Source organism: Arthrobacter sp. B2a2-09 (assembly GCF_027587375.1).
Classification (GTDB): domain Bacteria; phylum Actinomycetota; class Actinomycetes; order Actinomycetales; family Micrococcaceae; genus Arthrobacter.
Map to the genome: position 1 here is coordinate 23,653 of NZ_JAMXIC010000003.1, position 23,877 is coordinate 47,529.

General features: G+C 60.9%; 18 protein-coding genes and 1 pseudogene. 11 read left to right on the forward strand and 8 right to left on the reverse strand.

Annotated elements, in window-relative coordinates:
* Positions 1–31: 31 nt before the first annotated feature.
* Together NFJ07_RS04165 and NFJ07_RS04170 are read left to right on the forward strand one after the other, a co-directional pair.
* Positions 32–1,273: a cellulase-like family protein gene (locus tag NFJ07_RS04165; RefSeq protein WP_269992713.1), complete on the forward strand. Its 1,242-nt coding sequence runs from the start codon at positions 32–34 to the stop codon at positions 1,271–1,273.
* 271 nt (positions 1,274–1,544) lie between these two features.
* Entirely contained in the window at positions 1,545–3,650 is a 2,106-nt protein-coding gene (locus NFJ07_RS04170) for an alpha-galactosidase (RefSeq protein WP_269992714.1), read from the forward strand.
* A 98-nt stretch (positions 3,651–3,748) separates the two neighbouring features.
* Here the strand turns inward: NFJ07_RS04170 and NFJ07_RS25905 are convergent, their stop codons facing one another.
* From NFJ07_RS25905 to NFJ07_RS04185, 3 genes and pseudogenes are all read right to left on the reverse strand, one after another.
* Positions 3,749–4,075 carry a transposase gene (locus NFJ07_RS25905; protein WP_333482039.1) on the reverse strand — a complete coding sequence of 109 codons (327 nt, stop codon included), beginning with the start codon at positions 4,073–4,075 and terminating at the stop codon, positions 3,749–3,751.
* Positions 3,973–4,605 (reverse strand): IS110 family transposase, encoded by a 633-nt coding sequence (locus NFJ07_RS04180; protein WP_269992715.1) that lies wholly within the window; start codon positions 4,603–4,605, stop codon positions 3,973–3,975. Before NFJ07_RS04180 ends, NFJ07_RS25905 begins: the two co-directional genes overlap by 103 nt.
* Before the next feature lie 671 nt (positions 4,606–5,276).
* Positions 5,277–5,693 (reverse strand): annotated as a pseudogene (locus tag NFJ07_RS04185) (CpaF family protein); the annotation flags it as partial.
* A gap of 192 nt (positions 5,694–5,885) precedes the next feature.
* Between NFJ07_RS04185 and NFJ07_RS04190 the strand changes: the two are divergent.
* The 3 genes from NFJ07_RS04190 (at position 5,886) to NFJ07_RS04200 (ending at position 11,975) form a co-directional block, all read left to right on the forward strand.
* A complete protein-coding gene (locus NFJ07_RS04190; protein WP_269992716.1) occupies positions 5,886–7,790 on the forward strand; it encodes an S-layer homology domain-containing protein in 1,905 nt (634 codons plus the stop codon).
* 513 nt (positions 7,791–8,303) lie between these two features.
* Complete coding sequence (locus NFJ07_RS04195; protein ID WP_269992717.1) at positions 8,304–10,538, forward strand: lysozyme; 2,235 nt, start codon at positions 8,304–8,306, stop codon at positions 10,536–10,538.
* 150 nt (positions 10,539–10,688) lie between these two features.
* Entirely contained in the window at positions 10,689–11,975 is a 1,287-nt protein-coding gene (locus NFJ07_RS04200; RefSeq protein ID WP_269992718.1) for a lipopolysaccharide biosynthesis protein, read from the forward strand.
* On the opposite strand, the gene NFJ07_RS04205 is transcribed toward NFJ07_RS04200, so the two are convergent.
* From NFJ07_RS04205 to NFJ07_RS04220, 4 genes are all read right to left on the reverse strand, one after another.
* Positions 11,976–12,977 carry a glycosyltransferase gene (locus NFJ07_RS04205; protein ID WP_269992719.1) on the reverse strand — a complete coding sequence of 334 codons (1,002 nt, stop codon included), beginning with the start codon at positions 12,975–12,977 and terminating at the stop codon, positions 11,976–11,978. It abuts the gene before it with no gap.
* 12 nt (positions 12,978–12,989) lie between these two features.
* On the reverse strand, positions 12,990–14,414 hold the full coding sequence (locus tag NFJ07_RS04210; RefSeq protein ID WP_269992721.1) for a bifunctional dTDP-4-dehydrorhamnose 3,5-epimerase family protein/NAD(P)-dependent oxidoreductase: 1,425 nt from the start codon (positions 14,412–14,414) through the stop codon (positions 12,990–12,992).
* A 3-nt stretch (positions 14,415–14,417) separates the two neighbouring features.
* Positions 14,418–15,416 (reverse strand): dTDP-glucose 4,6-dehydratase, encoded by a 999-nt coding sequence (gene rfbB / locus NFJ07_RS04215; RefSeq protein ID WP_269992722.1) that lies wholly within the window; start codon positions 15,414–15,416, stop codon positions 14,418–14,420.
* Positions 15,417–15,483: 67 nt separating this feature from the next.
* Positions 15,484–16,242 (reverse strand): glycosyltransferase, encoded by a 759-nt coding sequence (locus NFJ07_RS04220; protein ID WP_269992723.1) that lies wholly within the window; start codon positions 16,240–16,242, stop codon positions 15,484–15,486.
* Positions 16,243–16,398: 156 nt separating this feature from the next.
* Here NFJ07_RS04220 and NFJ07_RS04225 point away from each other — a divergent pair, with 156 nt between their 5' ends.
* Genes NFJ07_RS04225 through NFJ07_RS04245 form a run of 5 tightly spaced genes read left to right on the forward strand, consistent with a single transcriptional unit; the run spans position 16,399 to position 20,541 of the window.
* Positions 16,399–17,157, forward strand: a complete 759-nt coding sequence (locus NFJ07_RS04225) for a glycosyltransferase family 2 protein (RefSeq protein ID WP_269992724.1) — start codon at positions 16,399–16,401, stop codon at positions 17,155–17,157.
* Between the two features lies 1 nt (position 17,158).
* A complete protein-coding gene (locus NFJ07_RS04230) occupies positions 17,159–17,596 on the forward strand; it encodes a DUF2304 domain-containing protein (protein WP_269992725.1) in 438 nt (145 codons plus the stop codon).
* Positions 17,597–18,484, forward strand: a complete 888-nt coding sequence (locus NFJ07_RS04235) for a glycosyltransferase family 2 protein (RefSeq protein WP_269992727.1) — start codon at positions 17,597–17,599, stop codon at positions 18,482–18,484.
* Between the two features lie 20 nt (positions 18,485–18,504).
* Positions 18,505–19,602, forward strand: coding sequence for an NAD-dependent epimerase/dehydratase family protein (locus tag NFJ07_RS04240; protein ID WP_269992728.1), 1,098 nt, complete (start codon positions 18,505–18,507; stop codon positions 19,600–19,602).
* Between the two features lie 18 nt (positions 19,603–19,620).
* The gene (locus NFJ07_RS04245) at positions 19,621–20,541 is read left to right on the forward strand and encodes a glycosyltransferase (protein WP_269992729.1); all 921 of its coding nucleotides are present in this window, start codon (positions 19,621–19,623) and stop codon (positions 20,539–20,541) included.
* Between the two features lie 107 nt (positions 20,542–20,648).
* Here the strand turns inward: NFJ07_RS04245 and NFJ07_RS04250 are convergent, their stop codons facing one another.
* Entirely contained in the window at positions 20,649–22,847 is a 2,199-nt protein-coding gene (locus NFJ07_RS04250) for an acyltransferase family protein (RefSeq protein ID WP_269992730.1), read from the reverse strand.
* Between the two features lie 102 nt (positions 22,848–22,949).
* Here NFJ07_RS04250 and rfbA point away from each other — a divergent pair, with 102 nt between their 5' ends.
* Entirely contained in the window at positions 22,950–23,813 is an 864-nt protein-coding gene (gene rfbA / locus NFJ07_RS04255; protein WP_269992731.1) for a glucose-1-phosphate thymidylyltransferase RfbA, read from the forward strand.
* Positions 23,814–23,877 lie beyond the last annotated feature (64 nt).

Below are 23,877 nucleotides of genomic sequence, written 5' to 3' on the forward strand. Positions count from 1 at the left end.
GGCCGCAATTACGATCAGTGGAAAGTATCCGATGACTACCGCTTTGACCCCATTTCACCTTCCCGCCAAGCTGACGATCACCCTGTGGGACTTCAGCTGGTACACCCAAACGGTCGAGGGCGAACCCTTTTACGATCTTGATCGTGCCTTCGCTGAGGCCGTCGATCGCGGATACAACACCGTCCGCATCTGCGCGGCACCGCTGCTGCTCTTCGGGGACCACGACATCGACACGACGGCGCTTGAGTTCGTGAACATGGGCGGCGACACCGGGCAGCGCACGCGCTGGTACAAGGCCGTCGGGGGCGCCGTGGTCAACGGGCGGACCCGCCTCCTGGCTCTTTTCGAGGCGGCAAAACGTCACGGCTGCTTCGTTATCGTCTCGTCCTGGGAATACCAACAGAGTCCGGCATTTCTCGCAGACTCGTCCTGGCACGACATGCTCCGGGCAATCTCCCCGGAGGAGAGGCACGAGGCACTTGCCCTTGCCGAGTCAAGACTGGTGTCCTACCTCAAGAGCGAGTCTCTTGAGGACCGCATCGCGTATGTCGAGATACACAACGAGATCGATCTTTCCCGTCTGGCGGAGGTCCCCTCGGAGGGTCTCGATACTTTCTGGGCGCAACGACCGTATCTCGAGAGCGCTCTCAGGCTTCTGCAGGACGCCCACCCGGATGTCTTGTCGACGGTTTGCTACGGTATACCGCCCTACCTTGATCTGGCTTCCATCCCCGACAACGCGCAGGTCGCCCACCAACACTTCTACATCTATGGAGTCCTTGGCGCCCTTGAGGCGTGGGCGCAGGTACGCGCAGCGCCGCCTGTGTTCCCCAGCGAGGAACTGAAGTCTATTCTCAGGGACGACGCACCCCCGTTCGACGAATGGACGACAACGATCGAACCGTGGCGGCTCGAGGCGACGGGGATCACTCCGAGCATGTTCTACGCCTATGACTGGGTGGACCCGATTGCCTGGGACGAGTGGATGTACCGGCACTTCGCAGATCATGAAATCGCGATGAAGCAGGCGTTGGACGCCCGGTTACGGGCGGTCACGGTCTGGGCCGCCCACCACGACGTGCCCGCGGTGATCGGCGAAGGCTGGATCGGATACACCCTGAGGCAGATTTCGAGGATGGGCCCGTCGGACGATACTTCGCGACCTACGCCATCCAGCGGTGTGCCGACCTTGGCTACTGGGGAACGCTGCCCGGGTCGAACTCCGCTCCACACCACCCGGGATGGGCGAACGTCGACTTCCAACTACGGATGAACCGGCTCTTTCAGGAAGCCAAGTAGCACGATACGAATCAACCGCGCACATTGCACCGGACTTCCCGGTCGCCCGCGAGGTGAGTTCGGCCGGGATGATGATTACGGTGGCAGGGAGGCATTTCCCCACTGTCAGTCGATCCGACATCTACGAAATAGCAACCACGAGTCCCTGGACGGCATGATGCCGAACCAGTACGGGGACAAGTGGGCGCAGGAAACCAGTCAGCTGTCGCTAACGGGGACCCAATCAGGACGAACAAGGAGATCAAATGGCCGGGCAGTGGACCCTTTCGACGAAGAATTCAGACTATGTAGTGAGCCTTCTCCCCAACTCATCGGGATTGGTTCTGGACCATTGGGGGAAGCAGCTCACGAGCGCACCGCAACCCTGGTCCGAACCCGACATAATCCCGTCCTTCCGGTTCGCGGCGGACATCGCCCCTCTTGAACTGGCCGCGCTCGGGGATCGACAGGTTGACTTCAGCGAACTCGTCGTCATCAGGGAGAACGGGCTGACAGGATCACGCTGGCACCTTGCACCTGAGAACGGCGTGGACTTCGATGTCACCGCGGAGCGATCGCTGCTACGAGCGAGATTCGTCGACGAATCAGGTGACTTACAACTGACGCTCTTCGTCCAAACCGACTCCCGGCACGACGCGGTTCGCCGGCACATCGAATTCGAAAACAATTCGACGAGGACAACGGTATGGCTCCGACGCGCATACAGCGCGGGGTGGCCCCTTCCAGTCGGCCGCGACCCCCAAATCCACTACCTTGCAGGAACCTGGGCGCAGGAGTTCACTCCGCAGACCGCGACCTTCGGATGGGGATCGTTTGGGTTCGGCTCCCGTCACGGCACCACAGGGCCAATGTTCGCCCCAGTCGTCACCGCCAACCTACCGGCGTCGGCTGCCAGCGCGGACGCCTACTCTGTGGCGCTCGAATGGAGCGGAAACTGGCGGGCCAATATTGAAAGCACGCCGGCGAGTGACCGTTTGCGTGTCTCCCTCGGTGCTGACGACGACACCCTGCAGATCGCACTGGGACCGGGCGAGCGATTCACCTCCCCACCGGCCGTCGGAGTATTCAGCTCCGACGGCGCTGACGGGGTGGCCGCTGCCTGGCATGAGTACCAGCGCGTCGCGCTGACGCGGGATCTCACGGAGGCACATCGGCCCGTCGTCTACAACTCGTGGTACGCGACCGAATTCGATGTCGATCTCGAGCAGCAGCGCACCCTGGCGAAGGTGGCAGCAGAACTTGGGACCGAGGTCTTCGTTCTCGACGACGGTTGGTTCAAGGGCAGAAAGGACGACACCTCCGGACTTGGCGACTGGGTTCCCGACGTCGACAAGTTCCCGAACGGACTGGACGAGCTCGCTCAGCACGTCTTGTCACTGGGGATGCGATTCGGGTTGTGGGTCGAGCCTGAGGCCGTGAACCCTGAGAGCGATCTATTTCGGGAGCAGCCGGAGTGGATCTACCGAGCCGGCGACCGCCCGCTCCTGACGTCGCGCAACCAGTACGTCCTCGATTTCGGGCGGGCTGACGTCATCGAATTCATCAAGAACGCACTCCGCCAAGTGTTGATGTCTGCGCCGATCACCTACCTGAAATGGGACATGAACCGGCCCATCAGCGATGGCGGCCGAGCAGGTGACGCACACAGCGGAGAATGGAGCCTGCAACACACCCGCGGCTACTACGAAGTGATGCGGATGCTCCGGGAGGAGTTCCCGAACGTCACCATTGAGGCCTGCGCGTCAGGGGGCGCCCGAATCGACAATGCCGTACTGGCATTATCTGATGTGGTGTGGCCCAGCGATGAGACAGGCCCCCGCGATCGGCTGGCGATTCAACACGGCTTCCTGTCCGCCTATCCAGCACACGTCATGAGTTCATGGGTGACTGAGGAAGCAGGTCATCGAGATCGCTCTTCCGTTTCGCTTGAGTACCGTTTCGTGGTCGCGATGGCCGGCGTTCTCGGCATCGGGGCAGACATCTCCCGATGGTCGTTGGAGGAGCGCTCGACTGCCAGTCGTATGGTCCAGCTTTACAAATCGGTTCGGAACGTGATCCACCGCGGCCGGGTCGTCCGCCACGGGCTACCCTCGGACCAAACGTACTCCGTCGAGTATGCAGACCCGGCGTCCGGCCTTGTTGTGGTACTCGTCTATGATCGCGACCGCGACCGCTGCCGCGACCAGGTTGCGACCCGCGTTCGCCCCCGCCAGTTGCGAGAGGGAATCACCTATCGCCTGAACTACTCGGACGCGGTTGTCGACGGCGATGTGGCGTCCACGGTTGGCGTTGTAGTGCCATTCGCGATCGCCGAAGACGCCGATGTCCTCATTTTCGAGCCGTGCAAGTAGGGGTCGGGGACCATCTCGCGGAAAACTGGCGCTAAGCCGTCCGCGGTCGCCCAACGGTAACGATCGTTTGTAAGCCACCCATCGAAATGCCTTCCGGCTCAGGGAATACAAGGCCTCGCCGTGTAAACGCTGGACGCCTGCAGCGGCGCAGCACCTGCGAGGGCGGCGAACGCCGCCTCCGAGCGCAGCCGGCCCTTGTGCGAGTAGACGACCAGGACGGCGGCAGCAGTCACTGGTCCGAGCCCGTAGACCTCGAGCAGGCCGGGAGCAAGCTCGTCAACATGCTTGGCCAGCGCGGCACGGTTGTCCTTGAGCTGACGGGTCAGTTCAAGGACGGAAGATGCGAGGCGTCGCGCTTCGGACCGGATCGTAGCAGCCGTGGCGTCGTCAGCGCTGCGGGAACGCCAAGCCGCGACCGCGCTGATCTGGGCATCTCTGACTGGGCCACGCAGTCGACTCCGAGGTCGAAGCTGCGTAAGAGAGCCGTCAGGGCGTTACGATCCGCTGTGCGGCGGGAGTCCATGGCGCGGCGGGCAACAAGCAGCACCCTCAGTGCCGAGCGGATCCCGTCCGCCCGTGGGGCAGCCAGGTGCGTGGTACCGGAGACCAGAGCGGTTCGGGCGGCCGCGACAGCATCGATTTCATCCGACTTACCCTTCCCTGCGCGGGCCTCGCGTTTGGGCGGACGGACATCGCAGACCGCGATCCCCGCGGCGTGCAGGTTCCTGGCGAGGTTGGCACCGTACGAGCCAGTACCTTCGACCGCAACCAGTACCGGACCGGCGGTCCGACGCTGAATCCAGCCCACAGCCCTGTTCAGCCCGGCTGGGGTGGTCGGGAACGTCGAGGTGTCCAGCGTCCGACCCGTGGCGGTTTCGATGACGGCGTACGTGTGCGTTCTGGCGTGGGTATCAACGCCCACAACATGCTCGTATCGGTCTGCTACGACGGTCACGCAGCATCTCCTTCCAAGTTCGACAGAATGGTTTCCCGGCGTCGGTCTGGAAGCGGTTGTTGCGAGGCGTATCTCTAACGAGTCACACGGCCGCAGCCGTGGACGACCTTCTATCAAGCCATCGGAACAGGCCAGTCCGGCGCCAGCCCCGCGGCGTGGACAAGTCCAACGAAAGGCACCGTCACTGACTGGCCAGATATTTCAGGGGTCACACACCGCAGGGCCAGACGCCAGTCTGCCAGCCAGTCCCAGGCCAGCCACAACCATTAGAGATATTTCACTTTTTCACAAGCCTCCCCAAGACCGGGGTGGTGTGACCATGACCTGGAACGCGAGATCAACATCTCCTCGTGCCGCTCCCGCGGGATAATCTCTGCCGTCCTTCGTGAGATAAGGCGGCGCTCATCTTTCACGGCTATGCCAACACGATACGCGGGTCCTCACGCGCTCCAGCGGGGCATTTCGCGCGACGCAGCGCCGAACGTCAGGCACATGTAGATGCCAGCGGGATTCGTCCGAAGCTTCCTGGGGTTTTGCCATCCATCAGGGCACGCAGAGGCGAGGCCAGCGCTGCGGGCCCGGTGAACTTGCAAAGATGATGTTACTGACAGTCGCTTACACTTGCGCCCCCGAGATATAGGGGAAAATGACCAAAAGGGTTAGATAAATGAAGGCAGGGCCGCGTCAACAAAGGGTGACGAGAGGTCCAGCCTGCGCCCTGAACTCTTAAGCATCCGCTCAACGAGGTCTCGAACCTGCTGCTCGCTGAGGCTGATCGAGGTGAGTTCGGATTCGCCATTCCGGGCAACGTAAACCTCGTTGGGCGCGTTGAGCCAGACCTCTTCGATGGTGGGGTCATCCAGAAGTGGCTGGAGCGGACCGAAGCCGGCAACGGCGTCGAACACGTACTTGCGTGCCGTGTCCAAGTGTCCCAATGGAGGCAAGGGGCCGAGAAGCGCCCGCTCATCGTAGTCATTCACGGCGGCCTCGACGAGCCTGTGAACTTCGACTGCTTGATTCAAAGGGTCCAGTCCGCGCCGACGAATCAGCTCTCGGACTTCGTCCTCGACGATGCGCAAAGCCTCCATTTTCCCCCCAATGCAGCATGCGCCCAGGCGCTGCGGAAAACCTTCAACAAGGTTAAAAGTAGGGGAGGTTGCAACATGGAACCAAGTCATTTTGGGGGACCTGTGGATAATTGTCTTATCCGCAAGTCACACCAGAAACACGTGAATCTCTGGCCACTCCAGACGCGGAATTCCCGTGCAAGGAAGGATTCCATGCCGACGACACCGCGCGGTTACGCTCGTCGCCGCTGGTTCAGCAGGCCTCGCCTGGTGACCGGTGCCGCGGTGCTGATGCTACTTTCCGCGATTGTCACGCCCGCGCAAGCAGAAGAGAGTTCAACCGGCTCCCCTCCTGGCACATCGTCGGCATCAGTCCCGCCCCCTCAGCCCACACCGGCTGCCCAGGCCATGGCACGGTTGAAGGGCCACCGCCACTCTAAGGTATGCGGGGACGCACCCCCAGGCTACGCATCGTGCCATGCGGAGATCGACGATGAAGTCGCTGGTCCCCTGGCCGCCGGGCAGCTCCTCCCCGCCGGGTACGGGCCCGCAGACCTGCAGTCCGCCTATAAGCTGCCCTCACTCACCGCCGGCACCGGCAGAACCGTAGCGGTAATCGATCCGTACGATGCCCCGACTGTCGAGGCGGATTTGGCTGTCTACCGGACGAGGTATGGGCAGGGGCCGTGTTCCTCCGCTTCAGGGTGCTTCCGGAAAGTGAACCAGGCCGGCGGGACCTCCCTGCCGTCCCCCAACGCAGCGTGGGCGCAGGAAACGTCCCTCGATGTCCAAATGGTCTCGGCGGCCTGCCCCAACTGCAACATCCTGCTCGTCGAGGCCAATTCCAATTCCCTCACCGATCTGGGTACCGCGGTCAATACCGCGGTCAATCTAGGTGCCAGTGCCGTGTCGATGAGCTTCGGCGGCCCGGAATCCCCTGGGATCACCGGATACGATGCCCTCTACTTCAATCACCCCGGGATCCCCCTCGTGGCCAGCTCCGGTGACAACGGCTACACGAACGCCACCGCCTCGCCCACCGTGAACTATCCTGCGTCTTCCCCCAACGTCGTCGCAGCCGGCGGCACGACCCTGACCCTCGACACAAGCAAAGTCCGGGGTTGGACCGAACGCGCTTGGGGGTCCACCGGATCCGGCGCAGCCGGTCCGGGTAGCGGCTGCTCCGCCTACGAGCCCAAGCCCGCTTGGCAGCACGACACGGGCTGTCCCAACCGCACCGTCGCCGATCTGGCCTCAGTTGCCGACCCGAGCACCGGCGTCGCCGTCTACGACAGCACCCCGAGCAGCGGGATGAGCGGGTGGATGGTCTTTGGCGGAACCAGCGCTGCCGCCCCCGTTATTGCAGCTACGTACGCCCTCGCCGGCCCTCCGCCTGCGGGAATCTCCCCTGCACAGCTTGCCTACGGCTCCCCCTGGGCGCTGAACGATGTTGCCAACGGTGCGAACGGCACGTGCAACCTCCCTTATCTGTGCACCGCCGGCTACGGATACGACGGGCCCACCGGACTCGGCACCGCGCAAGGTCTGACAGCATTCACTCCTTCGAGCCCGCCTTCGTTCACCGACATCCCCGGCAGCTACCCTTTCTACGTAGAAGTGACGTGGATGGCCTATAACGGCATCACCACGGGCTATCCCGACGGTACGTTCCGCCCCGTCCAACCCGTCACCCGCGAGGCTATGGCCGCTTTCCTCTACCGTCTCAAAGGAAGCCCCACCTACATCCCCCCGGTCATCTCTCCGTTCAGGGACATTGGGCTGCTTTCACCGTTCTACAAGGAAATCACTTGGCTGGCCACCACCGGTATCACCACCGGATACCCCGACGGCACCTACCGCCCCTCGGATCCTGTCAACCGCGACGCCATGGCTGCGTTCCTCTACCGACTTGCCGGCAAACCCGTATACAACCCGCCCGGTGCCTCACCGTTCGCCGATCTCACCCCGGCCAGCCCGTTCTACCTCGAAATCACCTGGCTGGCGTCCACCGGCATCACCACCGGATACTCGGACCGGACCTACCGGCCGCTGAACCCTGTCAACCGCGACGCAATGGCTGCGTTCATGTACCGCTACAACGCCAAAAACGGACGCTGAGCCGATGAATAACTATTCACCCACTAGTCACACTGGCAACACATGAAACTCTGGCCACTCCTGCCACCGAATGCTATGGTGTCCCGGTTAGGAGCTGGCTTTATGGTGCACTGCAGAGGTGTTCATTATCGGAGCTGCAGGCGAAGCTTTCACCATGTGCCCTCACAGAGCGGTACCTTGCCGGAATTGAAAATGAAACGAACCACCGCTGTAAAGGCATCTCGATTCCCCGTCGCGCGCGCTGGCGTCGCACTAGGTATCGCGCTCGGCTTGACTCTCACCGTGGCCGGGGCCATCCCATCGGAAAGCGCGATACCCGCTGCTTCAGCACAGACGCCGGTTGCAAAAGCAGGAATACCCGCGGGCACGAAACCCGTCCTAACTCCGGCAGTTTCTGGTGGCTCCCCCGTTCCCGGACCGTCTGCTCCAGCAAATGCGCTGAGTCCGTTGACAGTCCCCGCTGCAGAGACGACGGCGCCAGTCGCCACACCTGCGCCGGTCGCAATGCCAGCGATGCCCGGCAGCGCTCCCATTATCGGCGACGCGATGAAGCGCGCCATGCTCCAGGCGATTCCCAGCGGTGGAGCCGAAATGGGCCAGCGGTCGCCGCGTGTCTTGGCCAACAAAAGCCTTCCGTTGAGCGCTGCACCCACCGGATCGCGCGCAGTGGCAGGAACGCTCGCCATGGCACTTGACACCGGACACTGGTCTCCTTCGATAGGCGTAGCTGGGCAGGATGTCAGCGCGTACCAAGGGAACGTCGATTGGGCATCCCAGTGGAACCAAGGTTCACGTTTCGCCTACGTGAAGGCCTCGGAGGGCAACTACTACGTCAATGGGAATTTCTCCCAGCAATACGACGGCTCACGCAGCGTCGGCATGATCCGCGGCGCGTATCACTTCGCCATTCCCAACTGGTCCTCGGGGGCCGACCAGGCTAGGTACTTCATCGCAAACGGTGGAGGGTGGAGCCCGGACGGCTACACACTCCCGCCGGTCCTGGACATCGAATACAACCCCTATGAGGGCCAAACAATCGGCGGCTTCTACTTCGGCGACGTTTGCTATGGCATGTCGGGTGCGCAGATGACCAGCTGGATAGCGGATTTCGGGAACACCGTACAAGCCCTGACCGGCCGGTACCCCGTTATTTACAGCACTACCGATTGGTGGGCTCGATGCACCGGAAACTCGGCTTCCTTCAGTGCATACCCGCTGTGGATTGCTTCCTACCCCTCTTCCCCAGGCAATTCGCCGGGTGTTTTGCCGGCCAGCTGGAACCAATTCAGCATGTGGCAATACAGCAGCACCGGCCCGTTCCAAGGGGATTCGAACGTATGGAACGGCTCATACGCCTCGCTCGCGGTCTTTGCGGGCACGACGCCGCAGGGATCGTTTGATAGCCTCACCGCAGAACGAACCGACACGGCCGCTTCGCTAAGGTTCCGGGGCTGGGCTGCGGACACGGCACTTCCCCAAAACACCACAGAAGCACACGCCTACGTCACGGCTCCGAATGGCTCCCAGCAGCTCTACAAGATCCCGGCCACAGGTTATAGACCGGATGTAAATCAAGCTCTGGGACTTGGTGACAACCATGGTTTTGAGCAACAAATCCCCGTTACCGTGTCCGGGAACTACCAAGTCTGCGTCTACGCCATCGGAAAATTCACCAACGTTGGATTGGGATGCAAGACCGTCTCGGCCGTAGGAGCGGAACCGCCCATCGGCAACCTCGAACAGGCCTACGAAATCCGCACCGCGGACAAGGTGAGCTTCAGGGTCAGTGGATGGGCTGTGGACATGAACAACACATCGTCGACCGCGGCCGCTCACGCCTATCTATACGCACCTGACGGTTCGAGCACTCTCTATGAGATACCCGCGAATGCATATCGGCCTGACGTGAATAATGTCTTGGGCGTTGGAGGCAATCACGGTTTCCAGCAGGACATCAACATCACAAAAGCAGGCACCTACCGCATTTGCCTCTACGCAGTGGGCCAGTATCTCCACTCGGACATGGGATGTAAGTCCTTCACCATCGCTGCAGCAGCCATGCCGGTCGGGTCCCTTGACTCCGTTGACGTGAAGACGACCAGCACCACGGCCTCGCTGACCACGCGTGGCTGGGCCCTGGATTATGGAGACACCACCAGGCAAATTGCGGTGCACATCTACGTACAGGCGCCGGACGGCACCACCCAGCTGTACAAGATCACTGGTTCACAGCCACGGACGGACGTGAACCAGGTTCTTCAAGTCCCCGGGGACCATGGATACCAGACTGACATACCGCTTAGCGCGCCGGGCACGTACAGGGTCTGTTCCTGGGCTATCGCCCTTAGCCCCGTCGCCCCAGGCAACACCCTGCTCGGTTGCAAGTCCGTCACGGTCGGCGTCAGTGCCAAGCCCATAGGATATCTGGACTCGGTCAAGCTCTCGACGACGAACGGCGTCACGTCCCTGACCGCCTCCGGATGGGCCATGGACCCGACCACCAGCGCCTCAATTGAGGTGCACGTCTACGTGACACAGCCAGACACCCAGCAAAAGTACTTCCCGATAATCGCCAATCTGCCAAGGCCCGATGTCAACGCCGCGATGAAGACCACGGGAGACCATGGTTACTCGCTGTCGACAAACATCCTCCAGCGAGGCACGTACCGGGTATGCGCGCATGGAATAGCCACGTCTCCCTTCTCCTTGGGAAACACGTTCCTGGGTTGCACGAACGTCACGTTCTAGTGTGGCGGCGGCCCCAACGCGGGGCCGCCTTCAGCCTGCGAAAGGGCGAACGCTGTCGGTGAAGCCGACATACCCAAGGTAAGATTCTGTTCGGCCAATGAGCCGGGCCGATCGGCCAAGCGCAAATACCGACACGAACGGGGAACATCCGTGGCTTCGAAGCCCGCTTCTGCTCTGCTGCGCCGATTCGGAGGCTTTGCAACGTCGCTTTTGTTTTCAACTGCCGTAAATCTCCTCGCCATCCCCTTTGTGATATCGACTTTGGGTCCAGGGATATGGGGTGAACTGGCAGTGGCGCAAGCGACGGCGGCGATATTCGGCGTCGTCGTCGCGTTCGGGTGGGGAACCGTCGGCGCAGCCATGGTGGCCTCTACTCCCGTATCACGGCGGCCCCAGCTGTTCTTGGATTCGATTGTCAGCCGGCTCTATCTTTTCCTCTTCGCTGCGCCAGTGATGTTTTTCGTGCTTCTTCTGTTGACCCGGGTGGATCCCCTGGCTGCTGCGGTTGCGTCGCTGGCCTACTTATTGCCGTTCCTCGGCGCCTCTTGGTATTTCATCGGCCAAGCCAAGCCGTGGTCCCTTCTGTTCTTTGATGTGCTCCCCCAAGGACTAGGCGTCATCACCGGCGTGATTCTGCTGCAATTCTTCCCTTACGCAATCGTGTTTGCCGGCAGCCTGCTTGCGTTTAACATCATCGCCGTCGCGGTCGGAGCCCTGGCTGCCATGAAGGGTAAACATGAGACACCGCTGACAGTGAACTTGGGGTTCGTTCCAGCCATGCAACGGCTTCGGAACCAAAAATTCGGCGTCATCGCTGCAGGCACCGGGACCATCAACAGCAATCTACCGATGATCGCAGTCTCGCTCGTCGTCCCATCGGCGGTCCCCCTCTATGCCCTCACGGACAAACTGTTCAGATTTGCCGTGGCCGGGTTTGGGCCGGTGCTGCAAGTCGTGCAGGGCTGGATACCCGAAGCTGGACGATCCCGCAGCCTGGAACGCATACAGCTAGTGGCCAAGTTCGTTCCCGCTGTTGGGGCTCTGGGCGGCGTGCTCCTGGCAGTTCTGATCCCGTGGGCAAGCCCGATCTTCTCGCGAGGTGAGATCACTGTCGGATACGCGTTAAGCATTCCCTTTGGTTTGATCTTCTCGGCAGTGTTGGTGGCCCAAGTTGTCGGCCTGGCATGTCTCATACCGCTGGGCGAAGGTGCCATCCTCGCCAAATCGACGGCGCTAGGCGCAATCCTAAACATTCCCCTGATGTTCGCCATGGGGGCGCTGTACGGGGGCTCGGGCGTGGCCTGGGCGGTCGGCGTTTCTGAGGTTGTCGTGGCGACCTTCCAAGTGCTGGCCGTAAGGCGACACTTCAGGGAGCAGGCGCTGAAGCCGGTGCCTGCGTCCGTGCAGGATCCAGGCACCGGCCCAACCGCTCCTTAGTCAGCGCCTGCGGGCTCCAAATCCGTTGACGAAGAGCTCCGCCGGAGCACCCGCAACGAATTCCAGGACGCACGGCGCTGCGATGTCCCCACTACGCAGGCCTGACCACAAAACCCTCAGCGTCGGCCCCCACGCATGACCGCTGGAAAAGGCCGAAAGACCCGACTCCAAGTCGGTGGAATTGATGGCAACCCGGGTCTTCAGGCAGTCCATCATGGCCCGGCGCCACCCAAAGCTCAGGTCGTTGGATGTGCGCAGCATCGCCAGCAGGCTCTTGCTGCCATGGTATTTCTTCGACATCGACGCAAGGTGCCGCCATGATGACAGGATGCCTCGGTGGTCTTCCACCTCGCCAAGGACATTGCCGCCGTGTTGGACGTAGTCCTGCAGCACATCCTCTACCACCACGGCACCACCTGTGGCGGCGGCGCACACTGCGAGCCAATGGTCGTGGACCTGTGTGATGGTTTCCAGCCGCGGAAAGGGAAGCGCCACGTCGAGAAGTTCCCTGCGGAAGACGCAAAGGCTTCCAGTCACTTGGTTTTGGGCAACCAATGCGCCAAAAGGAACGTTCTTTCGAGCCGTGGAATCAGCCACAACCTCATGCCCGGGGTTTCGGACCACCCTGGCCTGCCCCGAAACCAGCGCTACATCATTCAGTTGGGGAATAAGCGTCGCGAGTTTGGAGGGGTACCACCGATCATCCTGGTCCGCCAACGCCACCCAAAGTGCTTCAGGGGGAACAGCCTGAACAGCCCTCTCGAAGTTAGCGTAAAACCCCAGCCTTTCCGGGAATCCGAGAACCCGAAACCGGCTGTCGTCGTTGAGCTCCGCTTTGACAAATTCCGCGATCTCCTGGTCTCCGCCGTCGGCGGAGATCAGGCAGACAAAATCGGTGTGGCTTTGATCCTGGATAGACCGAAGCTGGGTCCGGAAAAGGTCCCAGTCAGGGCGGTATGCGGCGAGGGCCACCACGCCGAATGAGGAAGAGTCATAAGCCATCTCGGTCAGCCGCTAGCCGATCGCGGGACTGGTGGCGAGGTAGGCGTCAAGAGCTTCCCGGGCGGACCGCGGGTCGAATCCCGCTGCCCGGATCTTGCTCAGGTCCAGGACGCTCTTGAGCGGGCGTGGAGCGGCGGCTTTGCCACGGAAGTACTCTTCGGTGGTGACGCCTGTGACGGAGTCCCGTGCCGCACCGCTGAGCTCGTAGACGTCGGCGGCGATGTCAGCCCAGGATTGCGGCTCACCGGAGTTGCTGAGGTTGTACGTGCCGTAGCTGGCGCGGGAGTCCAGCAAGTGTTTGATTCCCGCGGCGATATCCTCGGTGAAGGTCAAGCGGCCGATCTGGTCGTTGACGACGGAAGGTTCAATCCCGCGTGCGGCGAGGGAAGCCATGGTGCGGACGAAATTGTTGCCCTCGCCAATGACCCAGCTGGTGCGCACGACGTAGTGCTTTGGAACGACGCTGACCACGGCGTCGCCGGCGGCCTTCGTCTGCCCGTACACGCCCAGCGGCGAGACTGGCTCGTCTTCCCCGTGGGTGTCAGCAGCGCCGTCGAACACATAGTCGGAGGAGACATGCACCAGCGTCAGGTCGTGCTCGACGGCGGCACGTGCCAGACGGGCGACGGCAGCGACGTTGGTCTCCCAGGCGGCCTCGCGGCCTTCCGGGGTTTCGGCTGCGTCGACGGCGGTGTAAGCGGCTGCGTTGATGACGGCGGAGTAGTTCTTCCAGTTCTTTTGCGCAATCGCATCCGGGGAACTGAGGTCGAACTCAGCGCGACCGGCAAACTCGACGGAGGCATCGCCGTCGTACAGTTCCCGAAGGGCTTTGCCCAGCTGGCCGTTGGCACCTAGAACCAGCGTCTTCTTCGGGCCCATCGGCCGCACATCCGCCAGGCGCGGGTGGGCTTTGTCTTTGTCCGAGAGCTCGGCCCGCTCGAGCGGAATGGGCCAGTCGATGGCCGCTGTCTCGTCGGCCAGGTTCAGGAAGGTGTACTGGCCCTGTGCGTCAGCGCTCCAGTGGTCGTTGACCAAGTAGGTGTAAGCGGTGTTGTCTTCCAGGGTCTGGAAAGCGTTGCCCACACCCCTGGGAATGAAGATTGCCTGGCTCGGATCCAATTCGGCGGTGAATACGGCACCGAACGACGGCCCTTCGCGCAAGTCCACCCAGGCGCCGAAGATCTTGCCGGTAGCCACGGAGATGAATTTGTCCCAAGGTTCGGCGTGGATGCCGCGGGTGGTACCGGCTTTTTCGTTGAAGGAGATGTTGTTCTGTACCGGCTTGAAGTCCGGAAGCCCCAGTGCCAGCATCTTCTCGCGCTGCCAGTTCTCCTTGAACCAGCCGCGGTTGTCGCCGTGGACGGGAAGTTCGTAAAGGACGACGCCGGGAATCGGCGTTTCGCGGGCGCTCAGCTGCTTGGAAAACTCGATCGACATCGTCTATTGGCCCTGTTCCTTGTACTTGGCCTCGGTTTCGGCCTTCTGGGGACGCCACCATGCTTCGTTGTCGCGGTACCACTTGATGGTGTCTTCGATGCCGGCCTCGAAGTTGGAGAACTCTGGCTTCCAGTCCAGCTCCATGCGCAGCTTCGTGGAGTCGATCGCGTAACGGAGGTCATGGCCCGGCCGGTCCACCACGTGGTCGTAGGCGTCGTTTTCCTGGCCCATGTGCGCCAGGATCAGCTCCACGACATCCTTATTGTTCTTCTCACCGTCAGCGCCGATGAGGTACGTCTCCCCGATCCGGCCCTTTTCGATGATGGCAAGCACGGCGGAGGAGTGGTCGTTCGCGTGGATCCAGTCGCGGACGTTCTCGCCCTTGCCATAGAGCTTCGGGCGGATCCCATCGATCACATTGGTGATCTGTCGCGGGATGAACTTTTCCACGTGTTGGTACGGGCCGTAATTGTTCGAGCAGTTGCTGATGGTGGCCTGCAACCCGAAGGAGCGCACCCAAGCCCGGACCAGCAGGTCTGAACCGGCCTTCGTCGAGGAGTAGGGGCTGGAGGGGTTGTAGGGCGTGTTCTCGGTGAACCGTTCCGGGTCATCGAGCTCGAGGTCGCCGTAGACCTCGTCGGTGGAGATGTGGTGGAAGCGCTTGCCGTGTTTCCGGGCGGCCTCGATCAGCGTGTACGTGCCGATGATGTTGGTGTCCAGGAAGGGACGCGGGTCATGCAGGGAGTTGTCATTGTGCGACTCTGCGGCGTAATGGACCACGACGTCGGTCGCCGCGACGAGTCCGTCGACCAGGGCCGCGTCGGCGATATCGCCCTTCACCAGAGTGACGCGGTCTTCCGGCAGGCCGCTGATGGACTCCGGGTTGCCCGCGTACGTGAGTTTGTCCAGGACAGTTACACGCGCATCAGTGTTGGCCACAAGATAGTGGACGAAGTTGGAACCGATGAAGCCGGCGCCGCCGGTGACAAGGATTTTCTGCATTCAGTCAGCTTACCGGCTGAATATCGCGGGCCCGGTGCCCGGCAGGGCGTTGACTACAGGTCTGGCCTCAACGTTGCGATGCGAGGGACCGCCGTCGTGCCTCCAGCATTAGGCGGATCAAGACCACCCTTGCCGCGAGAATGACACGAAGGGACCTCCAACCTCGGGGCGTTGCGTTGTCCTCATGAAGTCGCCGAAGCAGGGTGCTGCGATCCAGGTGTGTGATCGATCCCGATACATTGCCGACTATCGCCAGCCATAAGTCGTGCGATTCGCGAAGATAGCCGGGGATTGGGCTGAACAGGTCAAGGATGTCCCGACGGAATGCCATGCCACAGCCATAGTAGGCGCGATAGCCTATGAGGATTCCGAAGAGGTTGCCCAAGTGTCGTCGGCTGTCCGCTGAATCCAGCTTGCGAATGTTGGGCCTCGGCCCCCCGCCCAGGACATCGAAATTACTCGCGACGACCGCGGCCGTCGTCAAGGCCGCCAGCATCGAATCAACGCGGCCTTCAGTCCACACGTCATCCTGGTCGGCCAGAAAAATGAACTCGCCTCGACTGGCGAGGACTGCCTGCCCGAAGGACCTGACGTACCCCTGGTTGGTTTCCGCACGAATCAACCTGATGCGCGGATCGGTAACAGCCAAGATCTTTGCGACCGTTTCATCCCTTGAAGCATCGTCGACAATGACGACCTCGTCATCGTCGGAGAGCTGGGAAAGGATGGAGTCGAGCTGCTCGTGGATAAATTTCGCCCCCATGAACGTAGCCATGCAAACACTGACTCGGATGCGCGGCGCGGAATGCTCTTCTGCGTAGTTCATGTCCCCACAGTTCAATCGTGTGAAATAGGTGTTTTGGCCGGCGATCGTTGTCTGCCAACCGCAGCACCATCCTAGGGGACTGTCACTGGCCCTGCTTGGTCCTGAACCAACGGTCCAGATGTCGTTCAGACTGCAAATTGATATAGTTTGGACAACATGGAACCCTCCCCCACACCGCGCGTCTTGGTGATCATGCCTGCCTGGAACGAGGCTGAAGCCGTTGGTGACACCGTCTTGGAAGTCCTCGCGGCGAGTGACCACTATGACGTACTGGTGGTCAACGACGGGTCCACCGACGACACTGCCACGATTGCCCAGCAGGCTGGCGCCACCGTGTTGAACCTTCCTTTCAACCTTGGGGTTGGAGGCGCGATGCGAGCCGGGTTCAAATACGCTCGCCGCCTCGGCTACCAGCGGGTGATCCAAGTCGACTCGGACGGTCAGCATGATCCGAGCAGCATAGATGAAGTGTTGGCCGGATTGGAGCATGCGGACATCTGCATCGGGGCCCGCTTCGCCGATCGAGGGAACTACAAAGTAGGCGGCCCGCGCAAATGGGCTATGCAGTTCCTTGCGAAGGTCATCTCATCGCTCGCCAAAACCCGGCTGACCGATGTTACGAGCGGATTCCGCGCGGCCAATGACCGCGCGATCAGCCAGTATCTGGACCACTACCCGGCGGAGTATCTCGGAGACACGATCGATTCATTGGTGGTCGCAATTCGATCTGGCTGCACCGTAACCCAAGTGCCGGTGGAGATGAGGATCCGCCAAGGCGGAACGCCCAGTCACAATCCAGTCAAGGCAGCAGTCTATTTGGGTAGATCCGTTTTCGCGCTCCTCTTGGCGCTCACCCGGAAACCATCGAAAGTGGGCGCGGCAGCGCCAGGCCTACACGAAATTTCAGGAGTCTAGGGTGTCAAATCTCGCCGCTTTCCTGGTAGCGCTCGTTATTGTCGCGCTCGTCGTCGAAATGCTTCGGCGGAAGAAACTCCGTGAAAAGTATGCCGCGCTATGGCTCCTCGTCGGTGGTGCCACGCTTATCCTCGCGGCATTCCCAAGGCTGCTGAATATTGTCGCTGAGCTTGTTGGCGTCCAGCTGCCTTCAAACCTTCTTTTTGCTATGAGCATCCTGTTGCTCCTCGGCGTGTGCCTGCATCTGTCCTGGGAAATCTCCGTCGTGGAGGACGAGACACGGGCCTTGGCCGAGGAGGTAGCCATCCTTCGGACACAGTTGGAATCGCTCGCTCAAGGCAAGTCCTCCCGCCATGCCGGCACCCGCACGGCTGAAACCGAGGCCGAGTCCCAAGCCACAGACCCGTTGCGAAACTCTACGGAAAGTTCAGACGCCTAAATGCCACTTGACATTTTTGTCCCCTACTGGGGCGATCCTGACTACATGAAGGAGACCGTCTACAGCGTTCTCCGCCAGGACAACGACGATTGGCTGCTGACAGTAGTCGACGACGCCTACCCGGGAACCGAAATCAGCGAGTTCATGGCAGGTATCGAAGACCCTCGGGTTAAGTACATTCGCAAGGACCAGAACGCTGGCATTACTGAGAACTACCGGACTTGCGTCTCGCTTGCCACCCAGGAAGTGATGGTAATTCTCGGCTGCGACGATGTCCTGCTGCCGAATTACGTGGATGTCATCCTCTCTGCCCATGCCAGCTTCCCCGATGCCGCTCTTATCCAACCCGGCGTGGAAGTCATCGACGAAAATGGGCAGGTCGTGGCCACACTTGTTGATCTGGTGAAGCAAAGGATCATCAAGCCCAGAGGCGGCGGTCGGCAGCTGGTGGCCGGAGAGTCAATCGCCACCAACCTCATGCACGGAGATTGGCTTTACTGGCCGTCCCTCGCCTTTCGTACGGACAAGATCCGGAAGGTGGACTTCCGCGACGGCTTCCCGATCATCCAGGATCTCGCCTTGATCATGGACATGATTTTCAACGGCGACCAGCTACTTATCGATCCGGCGCTTTGCTTCCAGTACCGCAGGCATTCGAATAGTGCATCCTCGACCAAACTCGTGGATGGCTCCCGCTTCGCCGGTGAACGGGAGTATTTCGAGGTCGCCGCAGCCCAAGCCGATGACCTCGGTTGGACGAAGGCAGCCCGATCGGCAAGGCTCAGGCTAACGTCCCGCGCACACGCTGCGGCCCTCCTTCCCAAGGCGGCCGCAAGTCGCAATAACTCCGCCGTAAAGGCTCTCGTCCGACACACTTTCGGAAAATAACTTCCGCTACGAAAGGTCCAATGGTGACTTCTACAACTAGTCCTGCCCGCCCCGGTGGTACTGTCCTCGTCACAGGCGGCGCCGGCTTCATCGGCTGCGCTGTTTCCTCCGCCCTGGTCGAAGCCTTCGACCGGTTGGTTGTGGTCGACAACTTGCACCCTCAAATCCATGCTTCTGGTGAGCGGCCCGCGGATCTGCACCCGAAAGCCGAACTCGTCGTCGCCGACGTCGCGGATGCCGCAACCTGGGACACCGTCTTGGCGGACGTGACCCCCGACGTCGTGATCCACCTTGCCGCCGAAACCGGCACAAGCCAGTCTCTCGAAGAGTCGACCCGCCACACTCACGTCAACGTCGTCGGCACTTCCCAGCTTCTCGATGGCCTGAACCGCCATGGCAAGCTCCCGCGACGGATCGTGCTGTCCTCGAGCCGTGCGGTCTACGGCGAAGGCGCCTGGGCCGACGTCGACGGCAAATTGTTTTACCCTGGCCAGCGCACCAGCCAGACCTTGGACAAGGCCCAGTGGGACTTCCTGGGTGCTACCCCGGTAGCCATGAAGGCGTCCGAAACGTTCCCCGCACCGGTCAGTGTCTACGGAGCCACCAAGCTTGCCCAGGAGCACGTCCTGCAGGCCTGGGCAAAGTCCTACGGCGTCGAAACCGTCATCCTGCGGCTGCAGAATGTCTACGGCCCAGGCCAGTCGCTTATCAACCCCTACACGGGAATCATGAGCCTGTTCTGCAGGATGGCCATGGGGGGCAAGTCAATTCCCCTTTACGAAGACGGTGAGGTCCGCCGTGACTTCATCCTGATCGACGACGTCGCTTCGGCCATCGTCGCGGGGGCGGTCTCCCCCACCGTCCAGGGTGAGCCAATGGACATCGGTTCGGGCGAGTACCAGACCATCGGCACGGCTGCACAGCTTATCGCCGCGCACTACAATGCTCCTGCACCCCACGTCACCGGTCAATACAGGCAGGGCGACGTTCGTCACGCCTGGGCAGACGTCACGGCCGCGGAAGAGGTGCTCGGCTGGACGCCGCAGTACAACCTGGCCCAAGGCATTGACCGCCTCGCCAACTGGATCGACGTCCAGCCCGACGTACAGCCCGCCTGACGAGGACGGAAAAAGACATTGCCCTCGACTGCCGCTATCGTTTCCCTGTTTAACCCGTCCGACGGGGTGCTGGCCAACGCCGCAGCGCTTCTCAAACAGGTGGACACTGTGGTCGTAGTGGACGACGGTAGCCCCCACGACCCCACCAGTATCCTTGACGAACTGGCCGGCATGGGTTGCAATGTCGAACGTCTCGCTGAAAACTCCGGAATTGCTGCCGCGCTGAATGCCGGCATTTCTGTTGCCCTTTCGGGAGCCGCTAAGCCGGACTACATCCTCACCATGGACCAGGACTCGCTACTCGACGACGGCTACGTCGCCGCCCTGAAATCGGCGGCGACGGCCGCCTTGGCCGCCAATGTCCGCGTTGGCATGGTGGCACCAGGGTCCGTCAGGGGGCTCCCTGTTCGACGCGGACCGGTCATGAACGGTATTCAGCTCGGCGGAGAACCCATCCAGTCGGGGCTCCTCATACCTGTCCCGGTGTTCGAGCGGCTAGGCATGTTTCAGTCCAGCCTTTTCATCGACGGTGTGGACAGCGAGTTTTACCTGCGGTGCACCGCCGACGGACTACGCGCTGTCATTGCTCCGGATGCCGCTCTGGACCACACGCTGGGAAGCCCTGCCAGGGCCAGACTCTTTGGCCGTGAGCTGTCCTTCGGCGGTCACCCGCTGAATATCCGTACCGCCGCTGACTGGCGCTATTACTACCTGTTCCGGAACAGGATCCTGCTGGCGCGCCAATATGGCCGCCGGTATTCGCTCTGGACGTTGAAGGGGTTCTTGGCGGACTACCGGCACCTTGCCATCGTGACCTTGCTTGCCCCGCATCGGCGTGCCCGATTGATCAACGCGCTACACGGTGTCCTCGACGGCGTGCGTGGTGTTTCTGGTCCACGACCTATCGAGAGCGCGACTCGTCCCCGCATCCGAAAATAGGGAACCATAGCGCGGAGTTCTGACGGCAGGGCGACAAATGGTCGCCCACTTCCGCGCCCGGTACCCCCGAGTGTTTTAGCTTGCCTCATCGATCACAATATTTGCGGCTAACCGGTCGCAACCGGGCTGAGCACGTCCTTGATCAGCGGGGCAAGTTCTTCCGATGCCAATGCGCTTATGTGGTTGATGTCTGCGTAAAGGGCTGTTCCGCCAATAAAGGCCGGACAGCGTCCATCGACGCAAAACCAATCCTTCGTTGGAACGAATACGGCATTGGCACCGATGCTGGAAATCGCCCGGGCTTCGACCGCGCTTTGGTTGTCGAATTCGGATTTTCTGACCGTGATGCAGTCGCCTGGAGTACTGAACCGCGTGATGCATTGGCTCGGTTCAGCCTTGGCCGGTGCGGGAGCCTCCAACAACACGTAGCGTGAACCAACCGACGTTACAAATTTCCCCATCTCGCTGATGTTGTGCTGCCACTCGGCGTCCGCGGCAGCGCCCGTCGCCTTACTGGCCAAGTGCCCATCGTTTCGCAAGAATGACGACACTACGGTGTCGGGTCGAATTCGTTTGATCTCGCCCTGAACCCAAGACTTGAACTTGACGCATTCGTCAGCTGATGCGTCCGCCGCCGGCTGAACCAACGTCGGCGAACATGCGGCCACCGTGTAGATGTAAACCTTCCAGTCCTGGCCCTCCAACGCCTTGCGGATCCCCGGAACAAAGCTCATCGTCGTGGAGTCCCCAAAAACTATCAGAGTCCGTTTCGCGGACTCGGACCCGTAGATGCACCGCTGCGCGTTCACGGTCACATCTTTGTCGTGTGCCAAAGGAGACAGGGTACCGCCCAAGCAGCCGTCCTTAATCCACTCAGCAGGTTTCGCCAAAGCGCCGTCAGGACCCATCTCGGCCGGGTTTGGCGTAAGCGTAGGCCAGACGCTGGCCCCCAAGGCTGCTCGCAATTGTTCCTGTCGTCCCGAGACAGTTGCTGCAATTGAGTTCTTCTGGCCCGCGGAATCGGGCGTCGCCGGACCACTGGACGCCGATTGTTGAGCGACGGTCGCAAACGCGATCACAGGAGCACACACAACTACGGCAACGAAAACGGCAACACCGGCGATCGAGCGACGACGCCGACCAGGTCCGGATCGCTTCGGCAAAGAAGCAGCACTCTTGGGCGAACCCCAGCGGGACTTTCGAATCGGATCCTCGACAAACTTGAATGATGCGATCGACAGTGCGCCCATTACTGCTACAGCGATTACGTAATATCGTTTGGATTCAACCGGGACAAAGGCAACAAGCAGCACTATGACCGGGAAATGCCAAAGGTAAAGCGAGTAAGAGATCTTACCGATGTACCGACTGACGGGATTGGTCAGAACCCACGCGTGGCGATCATAGTAGCCGTCATGGGCGCCGGTCCCGGCAAGGATGACCAAGCACGACCCGAGCACTGGGAACAGAGCAAACGGACCGGGAAACGGCGTCTCGGGCGTGATGATTAGCACCGAAGACAGCAGGACTGCCAGGCCCAGCCACAGCAAAGCAACGCGGATTTGCCGGACGAAGCCCCGGAAGGTTGCAGTGAGTGCTGCCAACAGGGCGCCTGCAGCCAGTTCCCATCCGCGCGAGAAGGTGGAAAAATAGGCGACCGTGTGGCTTGAATGCGTCTCCCAAAGCGAGAAAGCAAAAGACAAAGCAATGGGCAGCGCTATGGCGAAGGACAGGATCGTCAGGGTCCCCCGCTTGTTTGCCTTCCAACGACGCGCGAGGAAGAGAGCGGCCAGGATGATCCAGGGCCAGACGATATAGAACTGCTCTTCGACGCCCAGAGACCAGTAGTGTTGAATAGGCGATACGGAAGCGCCCGAATTCATGTAGTCGGTCCCAAGGATCGCGAATCGCCAGTTGGCCGAAAAAAGCAACGCCCAGAACGTGTCTCCGGCGATGGCGGCGGCCCGCCCACCGTAAAAAATAATGTAGGCCGCCGTCAAAGTGGCACTAAGTACCAAAACGGCAGCTGGCAAAATGCGTTTGATCCGGCGGATATAGAACTGTTTGAAAGAAATCCGTCCAGTGTCCATAGCCTCCCGAAGGAGTATTCCGGAAATCAAATAGCCGGAGATGACGAAGAAGATATCCACGCCGACAAAGCCACCCTGCGGCCAATGGATCAGGTGGTCGAGCACAACGGCCATCACCGCGATGGCGCGGAGACCTTCGATGTCCAGCCGGCGCTTGTGCCCTGAAATTTGTTGCCGCGCCAGAGTCGCAGTCCCGACAGCCGTTGCTGAAGACATATCTACAAGTTCCACTCATCTCGGCTTCCAGGACCCGTCGATCTTACCAAGCAGACGACCTCTAGTTTGCCGTGGCGGATCCTATACGGAAGGATTGAGCCCATGCGTGGAATAATCTTGGCCGGCGGAACTGGATCCCGGTTGCACCCGATCACCTTCGGTATCAGCAAACAACTAGTTCCTGTGTACGACAAGCCGATGATCTATTACCCCCTGTCGACGCTCATACTGGCGGGGATTCGCGACATCCTCATCATCACCACACCCCACGACGCCGAGCAGTTCCAGCGTCTCCTCGGCGATGGCTCGCAGTTTGGCATCAACCTCAGCTATGTTCAGCAGCCCTCCCCCGACGGCCTCGCCCAGGCCTTCATCCTTGGCGCGGACCACATCGGAAACGACACCGTGGCTTTGGTTCTGGGTGACAATATCTTCTACGGCCAAGGGATGGGGACGCAGTTGCGCCGGCACGCCAACATCGACGGCGGCGCAGTCTTCGGTTACTGGGTCGGCGACCCCAAAGCCTACGGTGTCGTGGAATTCGACGAGACTGGGAAAGCTATATCCCTTGAGGAGAAGCCTGAAAAGCCGAAATCCCACTACGCTGTTCCAGGCCTGTACTTCTATGACAACGACGTCGTCGACATTTCCAAGAACCTGCAGCCGTCAGCGCGAGGCGAGCTGGAAATAACGGATGTGAACCGCACATACCTCGAGAGAGAAAAACTCCGCGTCGAAATTCTCCCCCGAGGCACGGCGTGGCTTGATACCGGGACGTTCAACGATCTCAATGACGCCTCCAATTTCATCCGTACTGTAGAGAACCGTCAGGGCCTCAAGATCGGCGCGCCCGAGGAAATCGCGTGGCGCCAAGGCTTCCTGACTGACGACGAACTCCGCCAGCGGGCCGAACCTCTGGTGAAGAGCGGGTACGGCCAGTACTTGCTCGGGCTCCTCGACGGCTAGGACACCATATTTGCCGGTCGTCGAACATCCTTAAGTTACAGGTGGAGTCCAATTGAGTTGGTAT

Coding starts and splice junctions, on each gene's coding strand:
- NFJ07_RS04165 (WP_269992713.1), top strand. CDS start 32: ATGACTACCGCTTTGACCCCATTTCACCTTCCCGCCAAGCTGACGATC.
- NFJ07_RS04170 (WP_269992714.1), top strand. CDS start 1,545: ATGGCCGGGCAGTGGACCCTTTCGACGAAGAATTCAGACTATGTAGTG.
- NFJ07_RS04190 (WP_269992716.1), top strand. CDS start 5,886: ATGCCGACGACACCGCGCGGTTACGCTCGTCGCCGCTGGTTCAGCAGG.
- NFJ07_RS04195 (WP_269992717.1), top strand. CDS start 8,304: ATGCCCGGCAGCGCTCCCATTATCGGCGACGCGATGAAGCGCGCCATG.
- NFJ07_RS04205 (WP_269992719.1), bottom strand. CDS start 12,977: ATGGCTTATGACTCTTCCTCATTCGGCGTGGTGGCCCTCGCCGCATAC.
- NFJ07_RS04210 (WP_269992721.1), bottom strand. CDS start 14,414: ATGTCGATCGAGTTTTCCAAGCAGCTGAGCGCCCGCGAAACGCCGATT.
- rfbB (WP_269992722.1), bottom strand. CDS start 15,416: ATGCAGAAAATCCTTGTCACCGGCGGCGCCGGCTTCATCGGTTCCAAC.
- NFJ07_RS04220 (WP_269992723.1), bottom strand. CDS start 16,242: ATGAACTACGCAGAAGAGCATTCCGCGCCGCGCATCCGAGTCAGTGTT.
- NFJ07_RS04225 (WP_269992724.1), top strand. CDS start 16,399: ATGGAACCCTCCCCCACACCGCGCGTCTTGGTGATCATGCCTGCCTGG.
- NFJ07_RS04235 (WP_269992727.1), top strand. CDS start 17,597: ATGCCACTTGACATTTTTGTCCCCTACTGGGGCGATCCTGACTACATG.
- NFJ07_RS04240 (WP_269992728.1), top strand. CDS start 18,505: ATGGTGACTTCTACAACTAGTCCTGCCCGCCCCGGTGGTACTGTCCTC.
- NFJ07_RS04250 (WP_269992730.1), bottom strand. CDS start 22,847: ATGTCTTCAGCAACGGCTGTCGGGACTGCGACTCTGGCGCGGCAACAA.
- rfbA (WP_269992731.1), top strand. CDS start 22,950: ATGCGTGGAATAATCTTGGCCGGCGGAACTGGATCCCGGTTGCACCCG.